This window comes from Xanthomonas sp. AM6, assembly GCF_025665335.1.
Lineage (GTDB): Bacteria > Pseudomonadota > Gammaproteobacteria > Xanthomonadales > Xanthomonadaceae > Xanthomonas_A.
Window position 1 is genome coordinate 351,707 of record NZ_CP106869.1, and the last position, 26,459, is coordinate 378,165.

Genomic DNA, 26,459 nt, shown 5'->3' on the forward strand with positions numbered 1-26,459 from the left:
CGGAGTGCCACCGATGGCGTTTCCCGTCGCTCGCGACCATGTCCGCCGCCACAGCGTCCGCACGCATCCGCCCGGCGGGCACGAGGCCGCGACGCACGCGTGGGTGGTTGCCGAAGTCGCGCGGCTGATGCGCTTGCCGCTAGGGGATGCAGCCACGGCGGGAAGCGGCTTCTATGTGCCGGACGACACCCTGACGGTCGCGCAGGCCCTGCAACTGGGCGTGCGCGACGCCGGCGGCCTGCTCGGCGGCGTGGTGCCGCATGCGTTCGTCGCCACCAAGACCATCAGCCATCCGCTGGTCGAACCCGGCGCGGCCGCGCCGCACGGCTGGAGCCACGCGCTCGGTGCCGCGCTGGCCGAGGCGACGGTGCCCGGCTACACCGCGTTCGCCGCCGCCGATGCGCGCGCGGCCTATGCGCGCCTGTGCCGCGGCGGCCAGGTGCGACTGAAGCTGCCCCACGGCATCGGCGGGCAGGGCCAGCTGCTGCTGCACGACGCGCATGCGCTGGACGCGGCGCTGGAAGCGGTGGCGCCAGCGGATCTGGCGCAGCAGGGCGTGGTGCTGGAACGGCAACTGGACCGCTCGACGACCTTCAGCGTCGGCGAAGTGGACTGCGCCGGAATGACCATCGCGTACTACGGCACCCAATCGGCGACCCACGACGGCGCCGGCCGCGAGACCTATGGCGGCTCGCAGCTGTTCGTGATCCGCGGCACGCTGGATGCGCTGCTCGAACGCGCGTTGCCGCCAACGCAGCGCGAGGCGGTGCTGAAGGCGCGCCACTACGATCGCTGCGTCGCCGAGGCCTATCCCGATTTCTACGCATCGCGCCGCAACTACGACGTGATCGAGGGTGTCGCCCAGGATGGCGCGCGCATGAGCGGCGTGCTCGAACAATCCTGGCGCATCGGTGGCGCCACCCCGGCCGAACTGGCCGCGGTCGATGCGTTCCAGCGCGAACCGGCGCTGCACGCGGTGGTCGCGGCCACCGTCGAGCGCTATGGCGACACGGCGCTGCCGGCCGGCGCCGAGGCCTATTACATGGGCGAGGATCCGCGCGTGGGCCGCCTGACCAAGTACCGCTACGTGAACGTTGCAGACTGACGATGGAAACCAAACTCTCCAGCATCGACATCGCAGTGGACGGCGACGCCTTGAGCGGCACGCTGCTGACGCCGACCAACGGCATGCCCGGCGTGCTGTTCGTGCACGGCTGGGGCGGCAACCAGCACCACAACCTGGTGCGCGCGCGCGAAGCGGTCGGCCTGGGCTGCGTGTGCCTGACCTTCGACCTGCGCGGCCACGAAGGCATGGCGTCGATGCGCGAGACGGTGACGCGCGCGCAGAATCTGGACGACATCAAGGCGGCCTACGACCGCCTGGTGGCGTCGCCGCAGGTGGACCCGGAATCGATCGCGGTGGTGGGCCTGAGCTACGGCGGCTATCTCGCCTCGCTGCTGACCCTGGAGCGGCCGGTGGAGTGGCTGGCGCTGCGTTCGCCGGCGCTGTACAAGGACGCGCACTGGGACGGCCCGAAGGTGGCGCTGAACCAGGACCCGGACCTGATGCCGTATCGGCACCGCGCGGTGGCGCCGGCCGACAACATCGCACTGGCCGCGTGCGAGCGCTTCCGCGGCGACGTCTTGCTGGTGGAGGCCGAGCAGGACGTGATCGTGCCCGGGCAGGTGCTCAAGAACTACGCCGCCGCGTTCTCCAACGCGCGTTCGCTGACCTCGCGGGTGATCAAGGGCGCCGACCATGCGCTGACCCGCAAGGAACACCAGCTCGAATACACCCGTTACCTGATCGACTGGCTGACCGAGATGGTGGTCGGGCGCCGCGTGGCGCTGGCCAAGAACGTGGTCGAGCGGCGCAAGCAGAGCCTCAAGCACACGCAGGGCGATGCGGCGACCTCGCCCGGGCAGGGTTCGAAGGAGTTCCAGGGCCAGATCGAGGCCAAGGAGCGCACGTCCGAGGCGGCGACCTCGCGCTGACCCGGGCGCCGCTGCGCGCGACGCGGCCGCAGCGCAGGCGCGGCAGCACGCCGTAGCGCCCGCAGGGCGCCAGTGCCGCGCTGCGTTCGCGCCGGATCAATGAGTGCCGGCGGATTGCTCCAGATGGTGCCAGGCATGGCGGACCAGCCAGCGCGCTTCGTCCCACGGCACCGACAGCGACGGCGCCAACTGGTGGTAGGACTCCTGCAGCACGTGGTACAGCTGCGCCTCGGTGGCGCGCGGATGGGCCAGATAGACGTCGTAGCCCATCTTCAGCAGCACTGCGTAATCGGAAAAGCCATGCTGACCGAGGCGCCCGCTGGCATGGGCATGCTGCCAGTAGGCCATTTCGGCATCCAGATCGACGGCGGGACGAGCGCGGGCAGGACGAGCGAGAGCGGAAACGGTCTGCATGGGTAGGACTCCTCACGAGACTACCCCCTGTGATCCGATCCTAGCGGATCTTTTCGCGGTTTACGCACCCGTGGCCGGATTCGGGCGCGAATCGCTGAACCGATCACGCTACCGAGCGCGCACGGCGCTCTGGAAGCGTTTGCAGCGCATGGAATGGACTGCGCAGGCTCCCTTGCCGCATCGCGCTGGCACGCCAAGGCCGATGCGCCGCCGCGCGTTCGCTGCCTACCGTGCAGCCGATTCGCCGCCGCGTCGGCATGCGATCGGCACTGCGACGGCGGGATCGAATCTGCGTACTGCAGCGCCACCGCGATGTCGGCGACGCTGCGGTCCCCAGGCTGCCGCCGGCTCCGTCGCGGCCGCGCCGCGGTTGCCGCTGGCGACGCGGCGTGGCCTCAGTCCCAGTCCGGCGCGATGCCGGCCGGATTGGCCAGGCGTTCGCCGCGGTCCAGCGTGGCGATCTGCGCCATGTCCTGTTCGTCCAGGCGCAGCGATTGCGCGAGCAGGTTGCTGGCCAGGTTCTCGCGCTTGGTCGAGGACGGAATCACCGCGTAGCCCTGCTGCAGCGCCCAGGCCAGCGCCACCTGCGCCGGCGTGGCGTCGTGGCGCGCGGCAATTGCGGCGATCACCGGATCCTGCAGCACCTTGCCGTAGGCCAGGGTCATGTACGAGGTGACGTGGATGCCCTGCTCCTGCAGGAAGCCGATCAGCTTGCGGTTCTGCAGGTAGGGATGCACTTCGATCTGCTGGGTGGCGATGGCGTCGGCGCCGAGGATCGCGATCGCCTGCTTGGTCAGCGCGATGGTGAAGTTGGACAGGCCGATCTGCCGGGTGAGGCCTTGCTGCCTGGCCGCCGCCAGCGCCTGCAGGTACTCGGCCATCGGCACCGCATCGCGCGGCGAGGGCCAGTGCACCAGGGTCAGGTCCACAGAGTCGGTACGCAGCTTGTCCAGGCTCTGCCGCAGGCTCGGCAGCAGCGCGTCGGCGGCCAGGTTGTCGATCCACACCTTGGTGGTGACGAACAGCTCGGCGCGCGGCACGCCGGACGCGGCGATGGCCTGGCCGACCTCGGCTTCGTTGCCGTAGATCTGCGCGGTATCGATGGCGCGGTAGCCCAGTTCGAGCGCATTGCGGACCGAGTCGACGACGACCTGGTCCTTGAGCCGGAACGTACCAAGGCCGAAGGCGGGGATGCTCATGTGGGTGATTCCTTGAAAGAAGAGGGGGAAAGGGGCGGATTTCAGTATGCGGACCGCATGGTTGCGGCAGCGTCGCCGCGACCCGACCCGACCCGACCCGCGCCTGAGGCGGCGACGAAAACGCCGAGTTCGCTGCCGGCAAGGGCCGGATGCAAGAAACGGCGTCGGAGCGGACAGGCGCAGTCTGGCCGCGAAAGGCCACCGGAACCACCCGCCGGCAGGTCAATCACCTTTGCGTTTCAGTCAATAATCGGCTTCCGATTCCGACACCCTGCCGCCATGAAGACGACGCTGGACGAACTGCAGGCCTTCATCGCGGTGGTCGATACGCACTCGATCACCGCGGCCGCCGACGCGCTGGGGCAGACCGCCTCGGGGGTCAGCCGCGCGCTGGCACGGCTGGAGGACAAGCTGCAGACCACGCTGTTGCGGCGGACCACCCGGCGCCTGGCGTTGACTGAGGAAGGCCAGGCCTTCCTGCAGCGCGCCCGCGCGATCGTGGCGGCGGTCGAGCAGGCCGAGGAACAGATGGTCGCGCGCGGCCAGCGCCCGGCCGGGCGCCTGCGCGTGGACGCGGCGGCGCCGTTCATGCTGCATGCGATCGTGCCGCACGTGGCCAGCTATCGCGCGCGCTATCCGCAGGTGGAGCTGGAGCTGACCAGCAACGACGGCGTGATCGACCTGCTCGAACGCCGCACCGACCTGGCGATCCGCATCGGCGCGCTGCGCGATTCCAGCCTGCATGCGCGCGCGCTCGGCAGCAGCCGGGTGCGCGTGCTGGCCAGCCCCGATTACCTGGCCAGGCATGGCACGCCCAGGCGCGTGGACGATCTGGCGCGGCACGACCTGCTCGGCTTCACCCAGCCCGAATCGCTCAACGCCTGGCCGCTGCGCGGCAGCGATGGCGAGGCGTTGCAGATCCGCCCGGCGGTCGCCTGTTCCAGCGGCGAGACGCTGCGCCAGCTGGCGCTGGCCGGCGACGGCATCGTCTGCCTGTCCGACTTCATGACCGTAGCCGACCGCCGCGCGGGCCGGCTGGTGCAGCTGCTGCCCAAGCACACGCTGGACGTGCGCCAGCCGATCCACGGCGTCTACTACCGCAATACCGCGGTCTCGGCGCGCATCGCCTCGTTCCTGGACCACCTGGCCGACGCGCTGGGGCCGGCGCCATTCGCGGTCTAGCGCCGACCCGCGCCGTGCACGCGGTGCAGACGGCGCCGCCGATAGCCTGCATACACACAAAACGGCACTGCGCGCAGCGTTCATGCGTGCATGGCGAGGCGGTCCCGAGCTGGCGCGGCACAGGCACTGGACAGTCCGCCGAATATGTAACTATGATGGTTACATGAAGCGAAACACCCAGCTTTCCGATGTGCTGCACCTATTGGTCCACATGGCGCAGCACGGCGAACCGATGACGTCCGAACAGATGGCGGCTTGCCTGCAGAGCCACGCGGTGGTGGTGCGGCGGTTGCTGGCGCGGCTGCGCGAAGCGCAACTGGTCGAGTCCAGCCGCGGCCACGGCGGCGGCTGGCAACTGGCGCGCGCGCCGGAGGCGATCAGCCTGTACGACGTCTATGTCGCCCTGGGCGAGCCGCTGCTGCTCGGCCATGGGGTGCGCGGCCCGCATCCGGATTGCGCGATCGAGCGCGCGGTCAACGATGCGTTGGACGACGGCTATCGGCAGGCCCAGGCCGCGCTGTCCGCCCAGTTGCAGGCATTGACGCTGCGCAAGCTGGCCCGGCGCGTGCAACGTGAACACAAACAGGAGAAGACCCATGCAGCATGACGCAGTCGTCATCGGCGGCAGTTTCGCCGGCCTCTCGGCCGCCCTGATGCTGGCACGCGGGCACCGCAAGGTGCTGGTGGTCGATGCCGGCCTGCCGCGCAACCGCAGCGCCGCGCACTCGCATGGCCTGTTGGCGCTGGACGGCATGCCGGGCAGCGCAGTGCTGGCGCAGGCCAGGACGCAGCTGCTGGCCTATCCCACGGTCGAATGGTGGGACGGACAGGTCGAGGATGCGACGGCGTTGCCCGGCGGCTGGGAGGTGGCGCTGGCCGATGGCCGGCGGGTCCGCACGCGCGGCATGGTGCTGGCGACCGGCGTCGCCGACCAGCTGCCGGACCTGCCGGGCGTGGCCGAGCGCTGGGGGCACACGGTCATGCACTGCCCGTACTGCCACGGCTACGAACTGGGCCGGCAGGCGCGCATCGGCGTGCTCGGCAACGGCACCAGCATGTCGGCGGAACAGGCGCTGATGCTGGCCGACTGGGGCCGGGTGACCTTGTTCGCGCAGGGCATGGCGCTGGACGACGCCGAGTTGATGGCCAAGCTGGCCAGGCGCGGCGTGCAGCTGGAAACGCGGCGCGCGGTCGCGCTGGAAGGCGAGGGCACCGCGATCGACGGCATGCGCATGGACGACGGCGCACGGGTGGAGATCCAGGCGCTGTTCCTGTCCGCGCCGACGCGCATGGCCAGCCCGCTGGCCGAGCGCCTGGGCTGCCGCTTCGACGAAGGCCCGCTTAGTCCGTACCTGAGCGTGGACGAAAAGAAGCTGACCAGCCTGCCGCGGGTCTTCGCGGCCGGCGACGCGGCGCGCATGTACGGCAACGCGACACTGGCCTCGGCCGACGGCGCGCTCGCCGGCATCGGCCTGCACCACGCGTTGATCGCCGAAGACAGCGAGCAGGACACGGCGGCCGCGGCATAAAAAAAGGCCGCCCGCGAACGGACGGCCTGCCACCGGCGCTGCGCCGCCCACACGCGGGCGGGCCGCCTCAGCCCTTCACGCACAGCACCTGCCGCAGCGTGTGCACCACTTCCACCAGGTCGCGTTGCGCGGCCATCACCGCATCGATCGACTTGTACGCTGCCGGCGACTCGTCGATCACCGCCGCATCCTTGCGGCATTCCACGTGCGCGGTGGCCTCGCGATGCTGGGCCAGGGTGATCTGCTGGCGCGCCGCGGTGCGGCTCATCACCCGGCCGGCACCGTGGCTGCAGCTGTGGAAGCTCTCGCCATTGCCCAACCCGCGCACGATGAAGCTCTTCGCGCCCATGCTGCCCGGGATGATGCCCAGCTCGCCGGCACGCGCGCTGACCGCGCCCTTGCGGGTCACCAGCAGTTCCTCGCCGGCGTGCGTCTCCTTCTGCACGTAGTTGTGGTGGCAGTTCACCGCCAGCTTCTCCAGCTGGAACTTCGGCAAGCGGTGGCGCATTTCCGCCAGCACCCGCGCCATCATCGCCTCGCGGTTCTCGCGCGCGTAGTCCTGCGCCCAGGACACCGCCTCGACGTAGTCGTCGAACAACGGCTCGCCTTCCATGAAGAACGCCAGGTCCTTGTCCGGCAGGTGGAAGCCGAGCACGCGGTGCGCCAGCTGCTCGCGCGCCTGTTCGATGAAGTACGTGCCGATCAGGTTGCCGGTGCCGCGCGAGCCGCTGTGCAGCATCACCCACACCGCATCGCTCTCGTCCAGGCAGACCTCGATGAAGTGGTTGCCGCCGCCGAGCGTGCCGATCTGGCAGTCCAGCTTGTCGGTGCGGATGCGGCGGTGCCTGGCCTTGATCGTGTCCAGGCGCTCGACCAGCCCCGACTGCGCGATGCGCGTGGCGATGCTGTCGGGCAGCTTGCGGTGCTCGCCGCCACGGCCATTGCCGACCGGCACGCTGCGCTCGATGCTCGAACGCAGCTGCGCCAGATTGTCGGGCAGGTCGGACGCGCGCAGCGTGGTGCGCACCGCGGCCATGCCGCAGCCGATGTCCACGCCGACCGCCGCCGGGATGATCGCGCCGCGGGTCGGGATCACCGAGCCCACGGTCGCGCCCTTGCCCAGGTGCACGTCCGGCATCACCGCCACCCACGGCCCGACGAACGGGATCGCGGCGATGTTGCGCAGCTGCTCGTGGGCCTGCGTTTCCAGCGGCACGCCGCGCACCCAGCCCTTGATCGGCGTGGCGCTGCCTTCGGCGTGCAGCAACTCGTAATTGTGCATGTTCATGTCTTCGTTCCTTCGAGGCCATGCGCGGCGGTTCCTTCCGCCGCGCATGGCGGTGTCACTTCATCGTCACCAATTGCTTCAGCACGCCATCCAGGCCGCCGAACACGGTGAGCTTGTCGATCTTCTCGGTGACCTTCTCCAGCGCCTCCAGCTCCTTCAGCCGCATCAGCACCGGGTTGTCCTCGATCAGCTTGGCGGTGTTGAGCAGCGAACGCGTGGCGTTGGCCTCCTCGCGCCGGCGGATCACGTTGGCCTGCGCCGACTTCTCCGCCTGCACCACCGCGTTGAGGATCTCCTTCATCTCGCCGGGCAGGATCACGTCCTTGACGCCCACGCCCAGCACCTCGATGCCGAAGCCGGCAACCTGCTCGCGCACGTAGCCGAAGATGTCCGCGTCCAGCGAGGCCTTGTCGCCGAGCAGTTCGTCCAGCGTCTTGGCCGAGACCGCTCGGCGCAGGCCGTACTGCAGCTCGCGGTACAGCTGGTCGCCGTACTTGGCCACCCGCGTGCGCGCGGCGACCGGGTCGGCGACGCGCATGCTGGCGGCCAGGTTGACGCGCAGGCTGACCTTGTCGCGGGTCAGCAGCTCCTGCCCGGACACCTCCACCGACTGGATCCGCAACTCGATCACCTCGGTGGCGATGTTCTTGCGGAAGTTCCAGAACGCGTAGTGGCCCGGCGCCAGGGTCCGCTGCAGGCGCCCGTCGACGAACACCAGCCCGGCCGACTCGGCCGGAACGTCCAGCGCGACCGCGAACCGCGACAGCACGCCGAGCTGGCGCAGGCGCTGGGCGACGTCCGGCGGCACCGCCAGGCTCTCGCCCAGCGGCAGGCGCAGCACCTCCACCGCGACCAGCCCGCGCCAGTACAGCCGGCGCGATCCGGGCGGCAGCACGTCCTCGAGCTTGCCCTGCTTGACCACCAGGCCCACCTCGTCGCTGCCCAGGTCGGCCAGCACGAACACCTCGTGCAACTGTGCGCCCAGCCGCGCGATCAGCGCGTCGACATCGTGGCCGGCGTACTCCGGCGCGGCGATGTCGAAGGTCTTCACCTCGATGCGCCGCGACGGGTCGAACAGGCGGTAGACGCCGGGCGCGAGCACGCGCTCGAAACGCCGGTTGCGATACATCAGGCCGCGCTCGCTATCGCCGATCACGACCCGCTTGGTCCAGAACATGGCACGTTCTCCTTGTGTGTGGCTCTGGTGGTCCGGTCCTGTGGGAAGTCGCCGCGCCGGACCGAGGAGCGCGATGAGCCGCGGTGCGCGCGCCGTGGCGCCGCACCGCTGCAAGGAAGGGAGGCAAGTGCGCGCACGGCGTCGCCGCGGCGGCCAGCGGGCGCTGTCGGTGCGGTGGCCGGCGCGTGCGATCGGCAGCGCGTTGCATTGCGATGCGATCGAGTACGCAGGCGCGCACGTCCAGGGCGGCGCGGCGGCGGCAGCGACGCTGCGGTGCAGGCCGTGCGCAGCGCCGTGGCGATGCGTGCAGCGTGTCCCGCGCGGCGCGACTTGCTGGGCTTGCGCCCGGTATTGCACATGACGTGAAAGGTCATGGTTTTCGGAGCGGGAATCGAACCCGCAACATTCGGATTAAGGTTCCGATGCTCTACCAATTGAGCTATCCAAAAGCGACGTGCCGGAATCGAACCGGCGACCAGTGGATTAACCACCGCTCTACCTCTGAGCTAACGTCTGGTGGAAACCGCACGTCCCGGCCGCAGGCATACGCGACGGCAGTGCCGTGCGCACCGGACGGGAATGGCATCCCGTACCGCTAGCGACCATTAAGTGCAGTTTCCCGATTGACGCCTCCTGCGAAGCGGCAATTCCGGCATCGATCCTTTCCCTGCCGCCCGCGTCCGGCACCTGGACGCAGCGCTTGCGCGCCTCGCGAGCGAAACTTCCCTGTTTCCGGGCATTCCATGCCCGGGTGCCTGGGACGGGATCGATAATGAAACGGCGTGCGAACGCGCAAAGCAAAACGCCCCCGGCGCGGTGTCCGAGGGCGTTCGCGTTCCTCGGAGATCGATGCAACCGATCTCCGCAGGGGAAGATCAGTCGATCAGGGGTGTCCGCCCAGCGGCAGCGCATCGCCGCACAGCGCACGCGGCGCCGCTGCGCGCGTTTCGCGCTGCAGGCTGGGCACAAGGGCGTTGAAGGGGCGGAAGATCATGGTCGTCGGCTGCGTTGTTGCCGAACAAGTCGGCTGATGGGCGCGCACATTACCTGCGTTATTTTCATTGCGCAAGGGGTCTGTGCAATTATTTTTATTATCTCGGCGGCGCGTCGAACGCGAAGCGCCATCGCGTTGATCACCGGCGCGGCAGATAGGCAGGCACCGTGCGCAACAGGCGTTCCACCAATGCCGGCGCCATGAACGCGTAGTCGTCGGGAATCCCGAGACACACCACGCGCTTGCCGCCCAGGTGGCGCTTGAAGCGCGCCGACAGCTTGCTGCGATGCCGGCGCTCCATCACGAAGATCAGATCGGCCCAGGCGAGCAGTTCGGGCGTCAGCGGCGTGTCGGCGTCGGCCTGGATGCCGGCCGATGCGGTCTCGATGCCCGGCCAGTCGGCGAACACCTGCTCGGCGGTGGGGCTGCGCAAGCGGTTGCGGGCGCACACGAACAGGACGTTGCGGATGGACGACATGGCATGTGGCGCGATGGTGGAATGTGCGGATGGTAAACGCCAGATGGCGCAAGCGGCGACACGCGCCGCTTGCGTGCATCGCCGGCGTGGGACCCGCGCGCCGCACATGGTGCGGTGTCCTTGCTCGCGCAGCAAAGGTCGGTTCGACAGACCAGTATCCGGCCGAGCGGATCGCTTGGCGCCGGCGTGGCGTGCGCCGGCGCATCCCCGCGTTTGCGGCACCAGGCATCACCCGGAAATGCGCCCGACCATGCCGGAATCGATCGCCGCCATCCGCTCGCCGGCAGATGGAGGTTTCGTGTGGGCAAACAACGCAACGGCCGAACGCAACCGCTCGCTCACTCCGCGCCAGCCTGCTCTTCGAGCATCGCGCGCAGGGCCGCTTCGATGCCGACCTGGCCCTTGCGCGACTCCACGGATGCATCGCCGTCCTGCGCGAAATCGATCCAGCCGGCGTTGAAGCCGTCCAGCATCTGCATGCGCGGCAACGGATGCTGCATGCCCTGGGCGCGGAAGCGCTCCTCCCACGTGTCGCGCGGCACGGTCTGCACGCTCACGTCGCGTCCGAGCAGGCGCCCGAATGCGGCGGCGATCGCGTCCGGGCTGGTGCGCTGCGGGCCTTCCAGCTGCACGATGCGATGCCCTTCCCACCGCTCCTGCAGCAGCCCGGCGGCGGTGCGGCCCACGTCCTGGGCCGAGACCATCGCGATGGCGCGCGACGCCGGCTGCAGGTAGCTGGCGATGGTGCCGGCGTGGGCGGCGTCGATGTCCCAGCGCGCGTTCTCCATGAACCAGGCCGGGCGCAGGAAGGCCGTCGGCATCGGCAGCGTGGCGAACTGCTGCTCCATGATGCGCAATTGGTTGAGCAGGTTGGGGCGCTCGGCATCGGCGCCGATGGTGGACAGCGCCACGACCTTTTCCGGCCGCGCCTGTTCCAGCGCCTCGCGCAGCGCGGCGATGATGCGGCGCGCGGCCGGGAACCCCGGTTCGGGGTCGAAGGCCGGCGGCAGCAGGATGAAGACGCCCTCGGCGCCGCGGAAGGCGCGGGCCAGGGCCGGGACGTCGGTCAGTTCGGCCAGCGCCACCGTGCAGCCTTGCGCGGCCCAGCGCTCGCCCTTGGCGGCATCGCGCAGCACGGCGCGCACCGGGTGCCCTTCTGCCAACAAGCTGCGGGCGAGCGTGCCGCCGACCTGTCCCGTGATTCCGGTGATTGCGTACATGCTGCGCTCCTCGTGGGTGGCCCGCCGCCGCGGCGGGCATGGCGCGCATTCTGGGCGCTGCCGGCGCCGCTTCCGATATCATCGGTGTCACTTCATTGATGACGCGGGGTCAGCAATCGGATGGACGGAGCTTGCGATGGCCTTTGACGAACGCCTGGCCAACGGCATCGGCGTGCTGTGCGCCATCGTCGACAGCGGCAGCTTCGCCGCCGCGTCCGAGCGGCTGGACATGACGCCGTCCGGGGTCAGCCGCGCGGTGGCGCGACTGGAGGCGCGGCTGGGCATCCGCCTGTTCGACCGCACCACGCGCGCGATCGCGCTCACCGACGAGGGCCGCCGCTTCCACGGCGAAGTGGCGCCGTTGCTGGCGGCGCTGGAAGAGGCGGCCGCTTCGGCGCAGCAAGGCGGCAACGTCGTGCGCGGCCGCTTGCGGGTCAACGTCGATCCGTTCTTCTCGCGCATGGTGCTGGGCCCGCGCCTCGGCGCCTTCCTGCAGGCGCATCCGGACCTGAAGCTGGAACTGATCACGCGCGACGAACCCGGCGACAGGGTGGCCGACGGCTACGACCTGGTGCTGCGCTTCGGCCATCCGCCGCAGTCGACCCTGGTGGCGCGCAAGCTGATGGACTGCCGCGTCGTCACCATCGCCGCACCCGCCTACGTCCAGCGCCACGGGCGGCCGGCGACGCCGCAGGAGCTGCAGGAGCGACGCCACACCTGCATCCTGTTCCGCGACGCGCACACCGGGCGGCCCTTCACCTGGGAGTTCGTCCGCGGCAGGAAGCGCATCGAACTGGACATGGAAGGGCAGCTGACCGTCAACGACGCCGGCTCGCTCTACAGCGTGTGCCTGGCCGGCTACGGCGTGGCGCAGGTGTTCGATCTGGGCCTGCGGCCGATGCTCGACGACGGCCGGTTGCTCGACCTGTTCCCCGACTGGCCCGACGAGCGTTTTCCGTTGTACGCGCTGTACGCATCGCGCCAGCACATGCCGGCCAAGGTGCGCGCCTTCCTCGACTTCGTGTTGGCGCTGCTGCGGTAGGCAGCGGCGTCCGGCGATGTGCGCTGCGTACCATGACGCGGCTGCATGCCAGCGCCGAATGCGCGCGCATCGCGTGCCGACCGCGGGCGCTGGCCTGATGGCGCTCGTCACCGCATGCGTGCCGCGGTGGATACCGACGATGCGGGCTGGCGCATTCCTGCCGTGGCAAGAGCGCTAGACTCCGCTGGTGGCCGACACCCGCGCTTCCTCCTTCCGACCTGCCGCCATGGCCTTCCTCGAACTCCCCACGCACCGCCTGCATTACCGCATCGACGGCAGCGAAGGCCGCCCCTGGCTGACCTTCTGCAATTCGCTGGGCACCGACCTGCACATGTGGGACGCGCAGATCGATGCGCTGGCGCCGTACTACCGGGTGCTGCGCTACGACCGCCGCGGCCATGGCGCGTCGGGCGCGGTGCCGGGACCGTACCGGATCCAGGACCTGGCCGGCGATGTGCTGGCGTTGCTGGATGCGCTATCGATCGAGCGCACGCATTTCTGCGGCCTGTCGATCGGCGGGCTGACCGGGCAATGGCTGGGGCTGCATGCCGGCGCGCGGCTGCAGACGCTGGCCGTGTGCGCGACCGCGGCCAGGATCGGTACCGAGGACAGCTGGCGCGCGCGCATCGCGCAGGTGCGCGCCGAGGGCCTGGCGGGATTGCTGGACGGCACCCGCGAACGCTGGTTCACGCCGGCCTTCGCCGACATGCAGCCGACGGCGGTCGAGGCGATCATGGCGACGTTCCTTGACACCGATGCGCAGGCCTACGCGGCCTGCTGCGAGGCGGTGGCCGGCGCCGATTTCCGCGGCGCGCTGGGCGGCATCGCCGTGCCGCTGCTGGCGCTGGCCGGGCACGACGACCCGGTGTGCCCGCCCGACGGCCTGCAGGCCATCGCCACGCAGGCGGCGCGCGGCAGCTTCGCCCAGGTGCACGGCCGGCACCTGTGCAACGTGGAGTCGCCGCACGCGTTCAACGACGCGCTGCTGCGCTTCCTGTTGCAGTAACGGGGCCGGGTCGCAGAGACAGTCGACGCAGCGCAGGTTCTCGAATCCGAATCCCCAATCCCTAATCCCTAATCCCTAATCCCTAATCCCTAATCCCTAATCCCTAATCCCGGCTCCCATCCAGCTGCACCACCAGCTTGCCGAAGTTGCCGCCGCCGAGCATGTCGATGAAGGCCTGCGGCGCGTTCTCCAGTCCGTGCACGACGTGCTCGCGGTAGCGCACGCGGCCGTCGGCCAGCCAGGCGCCCATCTCGCGCAGGAACTCCGGGTAGAGCTTGACGAAATCGCCGACGATGAAGCCGCGCAGGGTCAGGCGTTGGCGCAGCACCTGGCTCATCAGCGCCGGTACGCGGTCCGGCCCTGGCGGCAGCTCGCCGGCCTTGTTGTAGGTGGCGACGGTGCCGCACACCGGCACCCGCGCGAAATCGTTGAGCAGCGGCAGCACCGCATCGAACACGTGGCCGCCGACGTTCTCGAAGTAGACGTCGATGCCGTCGTGCGCGGCAGCGCGCAGCTGCCCGGCGAAATCGGCGGCGCGATGGTCCAGGGCCACGTCCACGCCCAGTTCCTCGCGCAGGTAGCGGCATTTCTCGGCGCCGCCGGCGATGGCGATCACCCGCGCGCCGCGCAATTTGGCGATCTGCGCCACGGTGGCGCCGACCGGGCCGGTGGCCGCGGCGACCGCCACGGTCTCGCCGCTCTGCGGCTTGCCGATCTCGTGCAGGCCGGCGTAGGCGGTGAAGCCGGGCATGCCGTAGACGCCGAGCGCGGTGCTCGGCGGCAGCGGCGATTGCGGGTCGAGCTTGCGCCGCAGGCCGGCGCCGTCGGCGACCAGGTGGGTCTGCCAGCCGCCGTTCTGCACCAGCACCAGGTCGCCGGGCTTGAGGTCGGGATGATGCGATTCCAGCACTTCGGCGACGGTGCCGCCGACCATCACCTCGTCCACTTGCACCGGCGGCGCGTACGACGGCGCATCGCTCATGCGTCCGCGCATGTACGGATCCAGCGACAGCCAGCGGTTGCGCAGCAGCACCTGGCCGGGGCCGGCGGTGGGCAGCGGCGCCTGTTCGGTGCGGAAGTGCTGCGCGGTCGGTGCGCCCTGCGGGCGCGAGGCCAGCACGATGCGCGTGTTCCGGGGCGATGCGCTCATGGGGTTTCCTCGCTCGCCGCATCCAGTTGCGCGATGTCGTCGGCCGACAGGCCCAGCTGCGCCGAGGCCAGCACGTCATGCAGTTGCTTGACGCTGGTGGCGCCGGCGATCGGCGCGGTGAGGCCGGGCCGCGCGATCAGCCAGGCCAGCGCGACCTGCGCCGGCGTGGCGCGATGCTTGCCGGCGATGTCGTCGAGCGCAGCCAGGATGCGCAGGCCGCGCGGATTGAGGTACTGCCGGATCACCCGCTCGCCGCGCGCGTGGCTCTTGGCCACGTCGTCGGCGCTGCGGTACTTGCCGCTGAGGAAGCCGCTGGCCAGCGAGTAGTAGCCGATCACCCCCAGCCCCTGCTCGCGCGCCAGCGCTTCCAGGCCGTTTTCGTAGCCGGCGCGGTCGTACAGGTTGTATTGCGGCTGCAGCGTCTCGTAGCGCGGCAGGCCGTACTGGGCGGACACCTTCAACGCGTCGGACAGGCGCTCGGCACTGTAGTTGGACGCGCCGATCGCCCGCACCTTGCCCTGCTCGATCAGGCGGCCGAACGCGGCCAGCGTCGCCTCCAGCGGCACCGACGGGTCGTCCTCGTGCGACTGGTACAGATCGATCGCATCGACCTGCAGGCGCTGCAGCGATTCGTCCACGGCCGCGGCGATGTTGTCGGCCGACAGCCCCGGGCGTTCGGCCCACATGCCGACCTTGGTGGCGATGACCACCCGGTCGCGCTTGCCGCTGCGCTTGAGCCATTTGCCGATGACCGTCTCCGACTCGCCGCCGCGATTGCCGGGCACCCAGGCCGAGTACAGATCGGCGGTGTCGATCAGGTTGAAACCGGCATCGACGAAGGCGTCGAGCAGCGCGAATGCGGTGGGCTCGTCCACGCTCCAGCCGAATACGCTGCCGCCAAACGCGATCGGCGCCACCTGCAGGCCGCTACGGCCCAGTTCTCGCGTCTGCGGCATACGCAACACTCCTCGAAGACGGTAGGCGACAGGATAGTCGCGTCAGGTTTCAGTACCCTTCCGATGATGGCGAAAACAGTGTTCTGCCTGCGTGAGTCGATCGGCATCTCCTCCATGCCGAGAAGACGGCACCGGCCTGGCGGACGCCGGCCGGCAGCGTGCCACTGCAGCGGCCGGTACCGCGTTCACCGGCATCAGGCGCTGCGCAGCGCGGGCGTTCTTGTCGCGCGGCCCATGCCGCGCTCCGCGCCCAGCCCGCCATCGCGATTTGCCCGTGAATGGACGGGCGCGCGCCGACGCCGCGGCAACGAACCGCGTCCGCCGTCTGCATGCTAGGCTCGCGCCACATCACTTTCCGGGAAGCACGTCATGACGCTACGCACCTCGCTCGCCTGTGCCTGCACGCTGGCCGTCGCCGCCGCGTTCGCCGTCCCGTCCGCGCAGGCGATCAAGCCTGCCGACAGCGCCACGCTGCCGGCGCCGGATGCGGCGCTGCAGGCCGCCATCGATGGCAGCTGGCGCGACCGCACCTACGTCGCGCGCGACGCCTACCGGCACCCGGGGCAGACCCTGGCGTTCTTCGGCATCAAGCCGACGCAGACGGTGATCGAGATCACGCCGGGCGGCGGCTGGTATTCGGAAATCCTCGCCCCGTACCTGCGCGAGCGCGGCCAGTACATCGCCGCGGTGGTGGATCCGGCGGCGGTGCCCGAAGGCCGCGGCCGCGACTACCAGCAGAAGGCGCGCACGGCGCTGGAACAGAAATTCGCCGCCGCGCCGGCGCAGTACGGCAAGGCCAAGCTGGTGGGCTATTCGCCGACCGCGCCGGTGTTCGGCCCGGCCGCGTCGGCCGACCTGGTGCTGACCTTCCGCAACGTGCACAACTGGCGCACGTCCGGCCAGGCCGAGGGCATGTTCAAGGGCTTCTACCAGGTGCTCAAGCCCGGCGGCGTGCTCGGCGTGGTCGAGCACCGCGCCAAGGCCGACGTGCCGGCCGACGACAAGAGCGGCTACGTCGGCCAGGCGCAGGTGATCGCGATGGCCGAGGCGGCCGGCTTCAAGCTGGCCGGGCAGAGCGAGGTCAACGCCAACCCGCGCGACACCAAGGACTACCCGGGCGGCGTGTGGACGCTGCCGCCGAGCAACGACCACGATGCCGCCGACGACGCCAAGTACAAGGCGATCGGCGAAAGCGACCGGATGACGCTGAAGTTCGTCAAGCAGTAGGCGCCGGCGCCAAGCGGGGGAACCGGAATCCGGCGTGGGACAATGCCCACGCCGCAGCGCCGATGCGGCGCCGATTCCGATCCTGCTCTCCGATTCCCGCTTCCATGCTGATCGCGTTCAACAAGCCGTTCAATGTGCTGTGCCAGTTCACCGACCGCAGCGAACCGCCGCGGCGCACCCTGGCCGGATTCGGCCTGCCTGCCGGCGTGTACGCGGCCGGGCGGCTGGACTACGACAGCGAGGGCCTGCTGCTGCTGACCGACGATGGCGCGCTGGCCAATCGCGTCACCGATCCGCGGCACAAGCAGCCGAAGACGTATTGGGTGCAGGTGGAAGGCGTACCGCAGCCGGAGCAGTTGCAGCGCCTGCGCGATGGCGTGGTGTTGAACGACGGGCCGACTGCGCCGGCCCAGGCCAGCGTGCTGGAGACCGCGCCGGATCTGTGGCCGCGCGATCCGCCGGTGCGGTTCCGCAAGACGGTGCCCGATGCATGGTTGCAGATCGTGCTGCGCGAAGGACGCAATCGCCAGGTGCGGCGCATGACCGCCGCGGTCGGCCTGCCGACCTTGCGGCTGGTGCGCGTGGCCATCGGCGCGCACCGGCTGGAGGGGCTGGCGCCGGGGGCGTGGCGGATGCTGTAGCGCCGCTGCCCGCCAATATCCCCTGTAGGAGCGGCTTCAGCCGCGACGCTTTTGCTGTTGGAGCTGTCGCGGCTGAAGCCGCTCCTACAGGGAGCAGGGCGCATGCATCACGAAGGCAAACGCGTGGGTCGGCGCATAAAAAAAGCGACCGGATTCGTCATCCGGTCGCTGTCTTTACGGCACTGCTGTCGCCACCGCCGTCGCAGCGGCGATGCTGCCGGCTTATTCTTCGGTCGCTTCCTGCGCAGCCGCGGCGCGGCGGGAGGCGCGGTTCGCCGCCGAGCGGCGCGCGCCGGCATTGCCGCGCTTGCTGGATTCGATGCGCTGCGAATCGCCTTCGATCGGGCCGTTGCGGTCGCGCTGGCGCTTGCGGTAGATCGCGTAGCCGAGCAGGCCGGCGCCGAGCGCCGCGGCGGCGATGGCGATGACCGGATTGCGCCGCACCACGGTGCGCGCGACCTTGGTGCCGGTCTTCACCGCACCCATTGCCGCGCCGGTCTTGATCGCGCCCATCGCGGCGCCGGACTGCAACCACTTGTTCGCCTGCGGGCCGATGTGGCGGAGACTGTCACCGGCATGGCTGGCGAGATCCAGTGCGCGGTCGACGGCACGGTCGGTGATGATGGTCAGCTTGCTCATGGGCGTCCCTACTGGCAGGAATAAGGGCTGCAGTGTCCCCCGGGCGCCGTATAGAGGGCGTTAGCGCGCGGGCGCGGAATCGTCTGGCGGCTGAATGCGCGGGGCGGTGCGGGCTCCGGCCGGGCGGCCGTAGCGAGCGCGGTATGGCCTCGAGCGGATGTGGGCAGGCGCTGGGTCGACGCCGCCGCGGAAGGCGCGGGATGGGCGTGCACGCGGTTCCGCGGCATCGTTCGCGCCGCTCCGCTGTCCTTCGTCGCGCACAGCGAGCCGGCGTGACACGGCGTGGCCTGCGACGGTACCGACGTTCCTCCTGGCGCTTTCACGCACGGCTAGCCGTGCGACACAGCCGACGGAAGCACGACGTGGGAACGCCATATGTCGATCGAATTGATGTTCGTTGCTTCCGCTTCCGCTTCCACCGACCACCGACCACTGACCACCGACCACTGACCACTGACCACTGACCACTGACCACTGACCACCGCAACTCGCGCCCGGGTGGATTCGCCGCACCGCTCAGGTGCCGCGCGGCTTGGCGCGATGGCTGGCGGTGGCGGTCCATGGATCGTCCGGCCACGGGTGGCGCGGATAGCGGCCCTTCATCTCCTTCTTCACTTCCGGATAGGTGCTGGACCAGAAGTTGCGCAGGTCCTGGGTCACCTGCAGCGGGCGCCCGCCGGGCGAGAGCAGGTGCAGCACCAGCGGCACGCGGCCGTCGGCGATGCGCGGGGTATCGGCCAGGCCGAACAGCTCCTGCAGCTTCACCGCCAGCACCGGCGGCTGCGGCTGGCCGTCGTGGTCCAGCGCATAGTCGATGCGCCGCTCCATGCCCGACGGCACCGTGATCCTGTTCGGCGCGTGCCGGTCGAGCGCCTGCCGCCGGTCCCACGGCAGCAGCGATTTCAGCGCCTCGCCGAGCTCGTCCTCGCCCAGCGCATCGAGCCGGGTCTTGCCGGCGAAGGCCGGGCGCAGCCAGCGCTCCAGGCCGTCCAGCAAGGCCGCATCGCCGAGATCGGGCAGGGCCAGCTCGGGCATCCACGCGCGCAGGCCGACCGCACGCGCGCGCCACTGCGTCAGCGCCTCGCTCCAGGGCAGCGCCGCCAATCCCAGTTCGCGCACCGCCTCGGTCAGCGCCGCCGCCGCATGCGCCGGATCGACACGGCCGGCCGGGCGGCTGTCGAGCACGATGCGGTCGAAGCGGGTTTCGCGCAGCGCGCTCAAGGCGCGCTTGTCGGCGTCCCAGCGCACCACGTCCTGCTGCACGAAGCGCTGCGGGAAATCGGCGCGCAGGCGCGTCTCGTCCACTGGCGCGGCGCGCAGCAGCAGCGCGTCCTTGGCTTCGTAGCGCAGCTCGGTGGCGACCAGCCACGGTTCGCCGCGCAGGTCGCTGTGCTCGAACAGGCGCGCGCTGCGGCCGTTGGCCAGCAGGTAGCGCAGCGGATCGGCGGGATGGCGCGCGGCGATGCGATCGGGGAAGGCGTGCGCGAGCAGGTCGCCGAGTTCGTGCGCGTCTACGCTGTCCGGCGGCGGGGCGTCGCTGCGCAGGCGCCGCCGCCATTGCCTGGCCGCCGCGTCGATCGCGGCCAGGCCGCCGCGGTTGGCGTCGTGCGGGGCGCGGCCGCGGCGGAATGCGGCCAGCGCGCGCCAGCGCGCCGCCAGCGCGTCGCCGCCCTGGCGCAGCGGGTCGCGCGCCTCGACCAGCGCGGCCAGGTCGCAGGCCAGCGCCTGCGCGCGCGCGTCCGGCGCGGCCAGCAGCATCGCCGCCAGCCGCGGGTGCGTGCCCAGCGCGAGCATGCGCCGGCCGATGGCGGTGATCGCATCGTCCTCGCTCAGCGCGCCCAGCCGCTGCAGCAGTTCGCGCGCGGCGGCCAGCGCGCCGGCCGGCGGCGGATCGACGAAGCGCAGCGCCGCGCTGCCCCAGGCCGCCAGTTCCAGCGCCAGGCCGGCCAGCTCGACCTGCAGGATTTCCGCGCGGCGCTGCGCTTCCAGGCGCTGCGACTGCGGCCACAGCCGGTACGCCCAGCCCGAGGCGACGCGGCCGGCGCGGCCGGCGCGCTGGTCGGCCGAGGCCTGGGCGATGGCGGTCACGTCCAGCCGCGAGAAACCGCTGTTGGGATCGTAGTGCGGCTCGCGCGCCAGCCCGGCGTCGATCACCACCCGCACGCCGGGCAGGGTGACCGAGGATTCGGCCACGTTGGTCGCCAGCACCACGCGGCGGCGCCCGAGCGGATCGGGCTGCAGCACCTTGCTCTGCTGCTCGACCGGCAGTTCGCCGTGCAGGGGCAACACGTCGACGCCGCCGCCGCTCCCTTCCCCCACCGGGAGAAGGGAGCGCGCAGCGCCGGATGCGGGTGCGCCCGAAGCGGTGCCTGGCGAAGAGGCGCCAGAAGCCGTGCCGGAAGCGCTACCCGGCGAGAGTCCCGACACGAGCTCAGACCCCTCCAGCGCCGCCTGCACCCGTGCGATCTCGCGCTGCCCGGGAAGGAACACCAGTACATCGCCCGGATGCTGCTGCAGCGCGTGTTCCACCGCGCGGCGCGTCTGCGCCTCCAGCGATTCTTCGCGCCGCGCCGGGAAATGCGCGATCTCCACCGGATGGCTGCGCCCGGCGCTGGTCATCCTGGGCGCGTCCAGGAACTGCGCCAGGCGCTCGCCGTCCAGCGTCGCCGACATCACCACGATGCGCAGGTCCTCGCGCACCTGCGCCTGCACGTCCAGCGCCAGCGCCAGGCCCAGGTCGGCGGCCAGGTGGCGTTCGTGGAATTCGTCGAACAGCAGCGCGCCGACGCCGTCGAGCATCGGGTCGTCCTGGATCATCCGGGTCAGGATGCCTTCGGTGACCACCTCGATGCGGGTACGCGCGGACACCTTGTTCTCGAAGCGGATGCGGTAGCCCACCGTCTCGCCGGGCGCCTCGCCGCGCTGCCGGGCCATGAACGTGGCGGCGCTGCGCGCGGCCACGCGGCGCGGTTCCAGCATCACGATGCGGCGGCCCTGCAGCCACGGCGCGTCCAGCAACGCCGGCGGCACCTGGGTGGTCTTGCCGGCGCCCGGCGGGGCTTCCAGCACCAGCCGCGGATGCGCGGCGAGGCTGTCGCGGATCTGCGGCAGCAGCGGATCGATCGGAAAAACGGGAGAGGCCATCGGCCAAGGATACGGATCGCCCGCGCCGCTGTAGAGCGCGGTCGACGCCGGCGCGTCGCCGCGCCCCGTACAATCCTCCGCTTTCCCGCTCCGGCTTCCTCGGCACCTCGCATGACCCTGATCGACATCGGCGCCAACCTCACCCACGATTCCTTCGATCGCGACCGCGACGCGGTGCTGCAGCGCGCGCGCGATGCCGGCGTGGCGCAGATGGTGGTCACCGGCGCCAGCCGCGCGCATTCGCCGCTGGCGCTGCAATTGGCGCAGCAGCATCCCGGCTTCCTGTACGCCACCGCCGGCGTGCACCCGCACCACGCGCTCGAGTACACCGCCGAATGCGACGCCGAACTGCGCGCGCTGCACGCGCATGCGCAGGTGGTGGCGGTGGGCGAGTGCGGCCTGGACTACTTCCGCGATTTCGCCCCGCGCCCGGCGCAGCACCGCGCGTTCGAACGCCAGCTGCAGCTGGCCGCCGACACCGGCAAGCCGCTGTTCCTGCACCAGCGCGACGCGCACGCGGACTTCCTGGCGCTGATGCGCCAGTTCGACGGCAAGCTCGGCCCGGCGGTGGTGCATTGCTTCACCGGCACCCGCGAGGAGCTGTTCGACTACCTGGACCGCGACTGGCACATCGGCATCACCGGCTGGCTGTGCGACGAACGGCGCGGCGCGCACCTGCGCGAGCTGGTCAGGAACATCCCGGCCGCGCGGCTGATGATCGAGACCGACGCGCCGTACCTGCTGCCGCGCACGCTCAAGCCGCTGCCCAAGGACCGCCGCAACGAGCCGGCGTTCCTGGCGCACATCGTCGAGGAACTGGCGCGCGACCGCGGCGAGGATCCGGCCACGACCGCGGCGGCCAGCACCGCCACCGCCCGCGCGTTCTTCGGCCTGCCTGCCGCCGCCTGACGCGCCGGCGGCGCGGGCCGCGCGCCCCGGACTTGCCAGTACAATCGGCCGGCACCGATCCGGCTGCATCGTCTACGGAAAGCCCTGCATGCCCGTCCGCTCCTTGTTGGCCGTGTCGCTCGTGTCCGGCGTGCTGCTGGCCCTGGCCGGTTGCGGCAAGCCCGCCGAACCGGAGCCCGGCGCCGACGCCTCGGCGCTGGCGGTGACCCTGGTCCGCGCCGCGCCGCGGTCGATCCAGCGCACCGTGCTGGTGTCCGGCCCGGTCTCGGCGTACGAGGAGATGCAGCTGGGCGTGGAGATCAGCGGCGCGCGCGTCACCGCGCTCAACGTCGACGTCGGCCAGGCGGTGCGCCGCGGCCAGGTGCTGCTGGAACTGGACCATCGCACCCTGGACAGCGACCTGCAGCAGGCCCGCGCCGGCCTGGCGGAAGCCGACGCCAGCGTGGCGCTGGCGCAGGCCAACCTGGCGCGCGCCGAGAAGCTGGTCAAGGACAAGTACATCAGCGCCTCGCAGCTGGACGAACTGCGCGCCGCGCGCACCCAGGCCGAGGCGCAGCGCAACACCGCGCGCGCCGCGCGCGACGCGGCGCAGCTGCGCCGCGACTTCGCCGAACTGCGCGCGCCCGCCGACGGCATCATCTCCAAGCGGCTGGTGCAGCCCGGGCAGGTGGTCGCCTCGGGGACCGAACTGCTGCGCCTGATCCGCGACGGCCGCCTGGAATGGCGCGCCGAACTGCCCGAGGCCGAGCTGGCGCTGGTCGCGCCGGGCGCCGCCGTGAGCCTGCCCGCCGCCGGCGGCAGCGTCGCTGGGCGCATCCGCGCGGTCAGCCCGGGCGTGGACAGCCAGACCCGCACCGGCACCATCTACGCCGACCTGCCCGCCCCCGGGCCGCTCAAGCCCGGCACCTACGTCGAGGGCCGCATCGTGGTCGGCGCCGGCCCGGCGCTGATGGTGCCGGCCGCCGCGGTGGTGCAGCGCGACGGCCATCCTTACGTGTTCGCGGTCGACAAGCAGGTCGCGCGGCGCCTGCGCGTGCGCACCGGCGCCACCGTCGACGGCCGCATCGAGATCGTCGACGGGCTCAAGGCCGGCGACGCGGTGGTCGAGCAGGGCGCCGGCTTCCTCGGCGACGGCGACCGGGTGCGGGTGGTGGCGAACGCCGCCGCCGCCGCGAAGCCGGCGCCATGAACTTCTCCGCCTGGGCGATCAAGCGCCCGCTGCCGGCGCTGATGGTGTTCCTGGTGCTGTGCGTGGCCGGCCTGTGGGGCTTCCACAAGCTGCCGGTGGCGCGCTTCCCGGACATCGCGTTCCCGATGACCACGGTGACCATCACCCAGCCCGGCGCGTCGCCGAGCCAGCTGGAGACCGAGGTCACGCGCCGGATCGAAGATTCGGTGGCGACCATCCCCAACGTCAAGCGGGTGATGTCCACCGTCAACGAAGGCGTCAGCGTCACCACCATCGAGTTCTTCCTCAACGCCGACCTGGCCACCGCGCTGGACGACACCCGCGACGCGGTCACCAAGATCCGCACCGACCTGCCGCAGGACATCCAGGAACCGGTGGTGTCCAAGGTCGACATCGGCGGCTCGCTGATGACCTATGCGGTGGTCGCGCCGGCGATGACGCCGGACGAGCTCAGCTGGTTCGTCGACCGCGAGGTCAGCAAGGCGATGTACGGCGTGCCGGGCGTGGCCCAGGTCACCCGCGTCGGCGGCGTGGAGCGGCAGGTGCGGGTGGACCTGGACCCGAACGCGCTGCAGGCCTTCGGCGTCACCGCCGGCGACGTGTCGCAGCAGCTGGCGCGGATCCAGGTCGAGCGCGCCGGCGGCAAGGCCGAGCTCGACGGCAGCCAGCAGGTGATCCGCACCGTCGGCACCATCGCCGACGCCGCGGCGCTGCGCGACTACAGCATCAGCGTAGCCGACGGCCGCGCGGTGCGCCTGTCGGCGCTGGCGCGGATCAGCGACGCCGCCGCCGACCCGACCCAGGCCGCGCTGCTGGACGGCAAGCCGGTGGTGGCGTTCTCGATGTCGCGCACCCGCGGCTCCAGCGAGGTCGACGTGGCCAAGGGCGTGGAGGCGGCGCTGGAGACGCTCAAGGCCGCGCATCCGGGCGTGGACTTCCAGCTGGTCACCACGGTGATCGACGAGACCCTGCGTTCGTACGACTCGTCGATGACGATGCTGTGGGAAGGCGCGCTGCTGGCGCTGCTGGTGGTGTGGCTGTTCCTGCGCGACTGGCGTGCGACCTGGGTGTCGGCGGTGGCGCTGCCGCTGTCGATCATCCCCACCTTCGCGGTGATGTACTGGTTCGGCTTCAGCCTCAACCTGATCACGCTGCTGGCGCTGAGCGTGGTGGTCGGCATCCTGGTCGACGATGCGATCGTGGAGATCGAGAACATCGTGCGCCACCTGCGCATGGGCAAGCCGCCGCTGGAGGCCGCGCGCGACGCCGCCGCCGAGATCGGCACCGCGGTGATCGCCACCTCGCTCACCTTGGCGGCGGTGTTCGTGCCGGTGGCGTTCATGCCCGGCATCGCCGGCAAGTTCTTCCGCGAGTTCGGCTGGACCGCCGCCACCGCGGTGCTGTTCTCGCTGCTGGTGGCGCGCCTGCTGACGCCGATGATGGCCGCCTACACGCTCAAGGCGCATCCGGAAACGCACCGCGAAACGCGGCTGATGACCTGGTACCTGGGCTGGGTGGACGCGGCGCTGCGCCACCGCGCGCGCACGCTGTGGATCGCCACCGGCCTGTTCGTGGTGTCGCTGGCGATCGTGCCGCTGATCCCCACCACCTTCATTCCCACCTCCGACCTGGGCCGCAGCAACCTGAGCCTGGAATTGCCGCCGGGCACCACGCTGCAGCAGACCATGGCGGTGGCCGAGCGCGCACGCGCGCAGCTGCGCGGCATTCCCGAACTCAAGCAGGTGTACACCGCGGTCGGCGCGGTGCTGGACGTGGGCGATCCGTCCAAGTCCGGCGTCGGCGAACCGCGCAAGGCCACGCTGATCCTGGACTGGGGCCGGGCCGAGGACCGCGACCGCGACCAGAAGACGCTCGAACGCCTGGTGCGCACGCGGCTGGCGAACCTGGCCGGGGTGCGGGTGAGCTATCTCAGCTCCGAGGCCGGCGAAATGATGCAGCTGGTGCTGGCCGGCGACGATCCGCAGCGCCTGCAGGACGCCTCGATCGCGCTGGAGCGCGACCTGCGCATGATCCGCGGCCTGGGCAGCGTCACCTCCTCGGCATCGCTGCTGCGCCCGGAGATCGTGATCACCCCGGACTCCGCGCGCGCCGCCGACCTGGGCGTGGCCACCGCCGAGATCGCCGAGGCCGCGCGCATCGCCACCGCCGGCGACTACGAACAGCGCCTGGCCAAGCTCAACCTGCCCGAGCGGCAGGTGCCGATCCGGGTCGGCTTCGCCGAGGCGCAATTGGCCAATCCGGCGCTGATCGGCCAGTTGCGCGTGAACGGCCGCTACGGCCCGGTACCGCTGGCGGCGGTCGCCGACATCAGCGCCGGCAGCGGCCCTGCGCAGATCTCGCGCTACCAGCGCCAGCGCAACGTCACCCTCAGCGCCGAGCTCAACGGCCGCCCGCTGGGCGAGGTGATGGACGAGGTGCAGGCGCTGCCCAGCGTGCAGAAGCTGCCCGACGGCGTCAGCTTCCTCAACACCGGCGACGCCGAGGTGTTCGTCGAACTGTTCGTCGGCTTCCTGCTGGCGATGGCCGCGGGCCTGGTGTGCATCTACATGGTGCTGTTGCTGCTGTTCAACCACGCGCTGATGCCGCTGACCATCCTCACCGCGGTGCCGCTGTGCGCCGGCGGCGCGTTCGGCGCGTTGCTGCTGACCCAGAACCTGCTGTCGCTGCCGGCGCTGATCGGCCTGCTGATGCTGATCGGCATCGCCAGCAAGAACTCGATCCTGCTGGTGGACTATGCGGTGATCGCCGAGGACGAACACGGCCTGAGCCAGCACGACGCGCTGATCGACGCCTGCCGCAAGCGTGCCCAGCCGGTGATCATGACCACGCTGGCGATGGGGGCGGGCATGATGCCGATCGCGCTGGGCTGGTCCGGCGATTCCAGCTTCCGCGCGCCGATGGCGATCGCGGTGATCGGCGGGCTGATCACCTCCACGCTGCTGAGCCTGATCGTGATCCCGGCCGCGTTCACGGTGCTCGACGACCTGGGCGAATGGATGACGCGGCGCCTGCGCCGGAGGTCCGCGCCGGCGTCGCCGACGCCGGCCGACTAGCGCGGC

Annotated in this window: 22 protein-coding genes and 1 tRNA gene; 12 read left to right on the forward strand and 11 right to left on the reverse strand. The window is 70.9% G+C overall.

The window, feature by feature from the left end; genetic code table 11:
* The first annotated feature begins 13 nt into the window (after positions 1–13).
* Together OCJ37_RS01505 and OCJ37_RS01510 are read left to right on the forward strand one after the other, a co-directional pair.
* Entirely contained in the window at positions 14–1,105 is a 1,092-nt protein-coding gene (locus tag OCJ37_RS01505; RefSeq protein WP_263111920.1) for a DUF3182 family protein, read from the forward strand.
* A 2-nt stretch (positions 1,106–1,107) separates the two neighbouring features.
* A complete protein-coding gene (locus tag OCJ37_RS01510) occupies positions 1,108–1,995 on the forward strand; it encodes an alpha/beta hydrolase family protein (RefSeq protein ID WP_263111921.1) in 888 nt (295 codons plus the stop codon).
* Between the two features lie 96 nt (positions 1,996–2,091).
* On the opposite strand, the gene OCJ37_RS01515 is transcribed toward OCJ37_RS01510, so the two are convergent.
* A complete protein-coding gene (locus tag OCJ37_RS01515; protein WP_263111922.1) occupies positions 2,092–2,409 on the reverse strand; it encodes a hypothetical protein in 318 nt (105 codons plus the stop codon).
* 395 nt (positions 2,410–2,804) lie between these two features.
* Positions 2,805–3,608, reverse strand: a complete 804-nt coding sequence (dkgB, locus tag OCJ37_RS01520) for a 2,5-didehydrogluconate reductase DkgB (protein ID WP_263111923.1) — start codon at positions 3,606–3,608, stop codon at positions 2,805–2,807.
* A gap of 279 nt (positions 3,609–3,887) precedes the next feature.
* Here dkgB and OCJ37_RS01525 point away from each other — a divergent pair, with 279 nt between their 5' ends.
* The 3 genes from OCJ37_RS01525 (at position 3,888) to OCJ37_RS01535 (ending at position 6,319) form a co-directional block, all read left to right on the forward strand.
* On the forward strand, positions 3,888–4,790 hold the full coding sequence (locus tag OCJ37_RS01525) for a LysR substrate-binding domain-containing protein (protein WP_263111924.1): 903 nt from the start codon (positions 3,888–3,890) through the stop codon (positions 4,788–4,790).
* A 163-nt stretch (positions 4,791–4,953) separates the two neighbouring features.
* Positions 4,954–5,397 carry an RrF2 family transcriptional regulator gene (locus OCJ37_RS01530; protein ID WP_263111925.1) on the forward strand — a complete coding sequence of 148 codons (444 nt, stop codon included), beginning with the start codon at positions 4,954–4,956 and terminating at the stop codon, positions 5,395–5,397.
* Complete coding sequence (locus OCJ37_RS01535) at positions 5,387–6,319, forward strand: NAD(P)/FAD-dependent oxidoreductase (RefSeq protein ID WP_263111926.1); 933 nt, start codon at positions 5,387–5,389, stop codon at positions 6,317–6,319. Before OCJ37_RS01530 ends, OCJ37_RS01535 begins: the two co-directional genes overlap by 11 nt.
* Before the next feature lie 67 nt (positions 6,320–6,386).
* On the opposite strand, the gene OCJ37_RS01540 is transcribed toward OCJ37_RS01535, so the two are convergent.
* The 5 genes from OCJ37_RS01540 to OCJ37_RS01560 all read right to left on the reverse strand — a co-directional run bounded on the left by OCJ37_RS01540 (position 6,387) and on the right by OCJ37_RS01560 (position 11,476).
* Positions 6,387–7,607 carry an RtcB family protein gene (locus OCJ37_RS01540; protein ID WP_263111927.1) on the reverse strand — a complete coding sequence of 407 codons (1,221 nt, stop codon included), beginning with the start codon at positions 7,605–7,607 and terminating at the stop codon, positions 6,387–6,389.
* A gap of 55 nt (positions 7,608–7,662) precedes the next feature.
* Positions 7,663–8,784, reverse strand: coding sequence for a slipin family protein (locus OCJ37_RS01545; protein WP_263111928.1), 1,122 nt, complete (start codon positions 8,782–8,784; stop codon positions 7,663–7,665).
* 373 nt (positions 8,785–9,157) lie between these two features.
* Positions 9,158–9,233, reverse strand: a tRNA-Lys gene (locus tag OCJ37_RS01550).
* Positions 9,234–9,917: 684 nt separating this feature from the next.
* Positions 9,918–10,256: a low molecular weight protein tyrosine phosphatase family protein gene (locus OCJ37_RS01555; RefSeq protein ID WP_263111929.1), complete on the reverse strand. Its 339-nt coding sequence runs from the start codon at positions 10,254–10,256 to the stop codon at positions 9,918–9,920.
* 338 nt (positions 10,257–10,594) lie between these two features.
* Complete coding sequence (locus tag OCJ37_RS01560; RefSeq protein WP_263111931.1) at positions 10,595–11,476, reverse strand: NmrA family NAD(P)-binding protein; 882 nt, start codon at positions 11,474–11,476, stop codon at positions 10,595–10,597.
* A gap of 136 nt (positions 11,477–11,612) precedes the next feature.
* Here OCJ37_RS01560 and OCJ37_RS01565 point away from each other — a divergent pair, with 136 nt between their 5' ends.
* Together OCJ37_RS01565 and pcaD are read left to right on the forward strand one after the other, a co-directional pair.
* The gene (locus OCJ37_RS01565; protein WP_263111932.1) at positions 11,613–12,518 is read left to right on the forward strand and encodes a LysR family transcriptional regulator; all 906 of its coding nucleotides are present in this window, start codon (positions 11,613–11,615) and stop codon (positions 12,516–12,518) included.
* Positions 12,519–12,744: 226 nt separating this feature from the next.
* Positions 12,745–13,524 (forward strand): 3-oxoadipate enol-lactonase, encoded by a 780-nt coding sequence (pcaD, locus tag OCJ37_RS01570; RefSeq protein ID WP_263111934.1) that lies wholly within the window; start codon positions 12,745–12,747, stop codon positions 13,522–13,524.
* 103 nt (positions 13,525–13,627) lie between these two features.
* Here pcaD and OCJ37_RS01575 read toward each other — a convergent pair whose 3' ends face one another.
* Positions 13,628–14,674 (reverse strand): NADPH-dependent curcumin/dihydrocurcumin reductase, encoded by a 1,047-nt coding sequence (locus OCJ37_RS01575; protein ID WP_263111935.1) that lies wholly within the window; start codon positions 14,672–14,674, stop codon positions 13,628–13,630.
* Positions 14,671–15,630, reverse strand: a complete 960-nt coding sequence (locus tag OCJ37_RS01580) for an aldo/keto reductase (protein WP_263111936.1) — start codon at positions 15,628–15,630, stop codon at positions 14,671–14,673. Before OCJ37_RS01580 ends, OCJ37_RS01575 begins: the two co-directional genes overlap by 4 nt.
* A 369-nt stretch (positions 15,631–15,999) precedes the next feature.
* On the opposite strand from OCJ37_RS01580, the gene OCJ37_RS01585 reads away from it, so the two are divergent.
* Positions 16,000–16,857: a class I SAM-dependent methyltransferase gene (locus tag OCJ37_RS01585; protein WP_263111937.1), complete on the forward strand. Its 858-nt coding sequence runs from the start codon at positions 16,000–16,002 to the stop codon at positions 16,855–16,857.
* A gap of 104 nt (positions 16,858–16,961) precedes the next feature.
* Entirely contained in the window at positions 16,962–17,498 is a 537-nt protein-coding gene (locus OCJ37_RS01590; protein WP_263111938.1) for a pseudouridine synthase, read from the forward strand.
* A gap of 222 nt (positions 17,499–17,720) precedes the next feature.
* On the opposite strand, the gene OCJ37_RS01595 is transcribed toward OCJ37_RS01590, so the two are convergent.
* Both OCJ37_RS01595 and hrpB read right to left on the reverse strand, forming a co-directional pair.
* Positions 17,721–18,137 carry a hypothetical protein gene (locus OCJ37_RS01595; RefSeq protein ID WP_263111939.1) on the reverse strand — a complete coding sequence of 139 codons (417 nt, stop codon included), beginning with the start codon at positions 18,135–18,137 and terminating at the stop codon, positions 17,721–17,723.
* A 516-nt stretch (positions 18,138–18,653) separates the two neighbouring features.
* On the reverse strand, positions 18,654–21,281 hold the full coding sequence (gene hrpB / locus OCJ37_RS01600; protein ID WP_263111941.1) for an ATP-dependent helicase HrpB: 2,628 nt from the start codon (positions 21,279–21,281) through the stop codon (positions 18,654–18,656).
* A 111-nt stretch (positions 21,282–21,392) separates the two neighbouring features.
* Here hrpB and OCJ37_RS01605 point away from each other — a divergent pair, with 111 nt between their 5' ends.
* The 3 genes from OCJ37_RS01605 (at position 21,393) to OCJ37_RS01615 (ending at position 26,453) form a co-directional block, all read left to right on the forward strand.
* Positions 21,393–22,190: a TatD family hydrolase gene (locus tag OCJ37_RS01605; RefSeq protein ID WP_263111942.1), complete on the forward strand. Its 798-nt coding sequence runs from the start codon at positions 21,393–21,395 to the stop codon at positions 22,188–22,190.
* An 88-nt stretch (positions 22,191–22,278) separates the two neighbouring features.
* Positions 22,279–23,379 (forward strand): efflux RND transporter periplasmic adaptor subunit, encoded by a 1,101-nt coding sequence (locus OCJ37_RS01610; protein WP_263111943.1) that lies wholly within the window; start codon positions 22,279–22,281, stop codon positions 23,377–23,379.
* Positions 23,376–26,453 carry an efflux RND transporter permease subunit gene (locus tag OCJ37_RS01615; protein ID WP_263111945.1) on the forward strand — a complete coding sequence of 1,026 codons (3,078 nt, stop codon included), beginning with the start codon at positions 23,376–23,378 and terminating at the stop codon, positions 26,451–26,453. Before OCJ37_RS01610 ends, OCJ37_RS01615 begins: the two co-directional genes overlap by 4 nt.
* Positions 26,454–26,459: the final 6 nt, after the last annotated feature.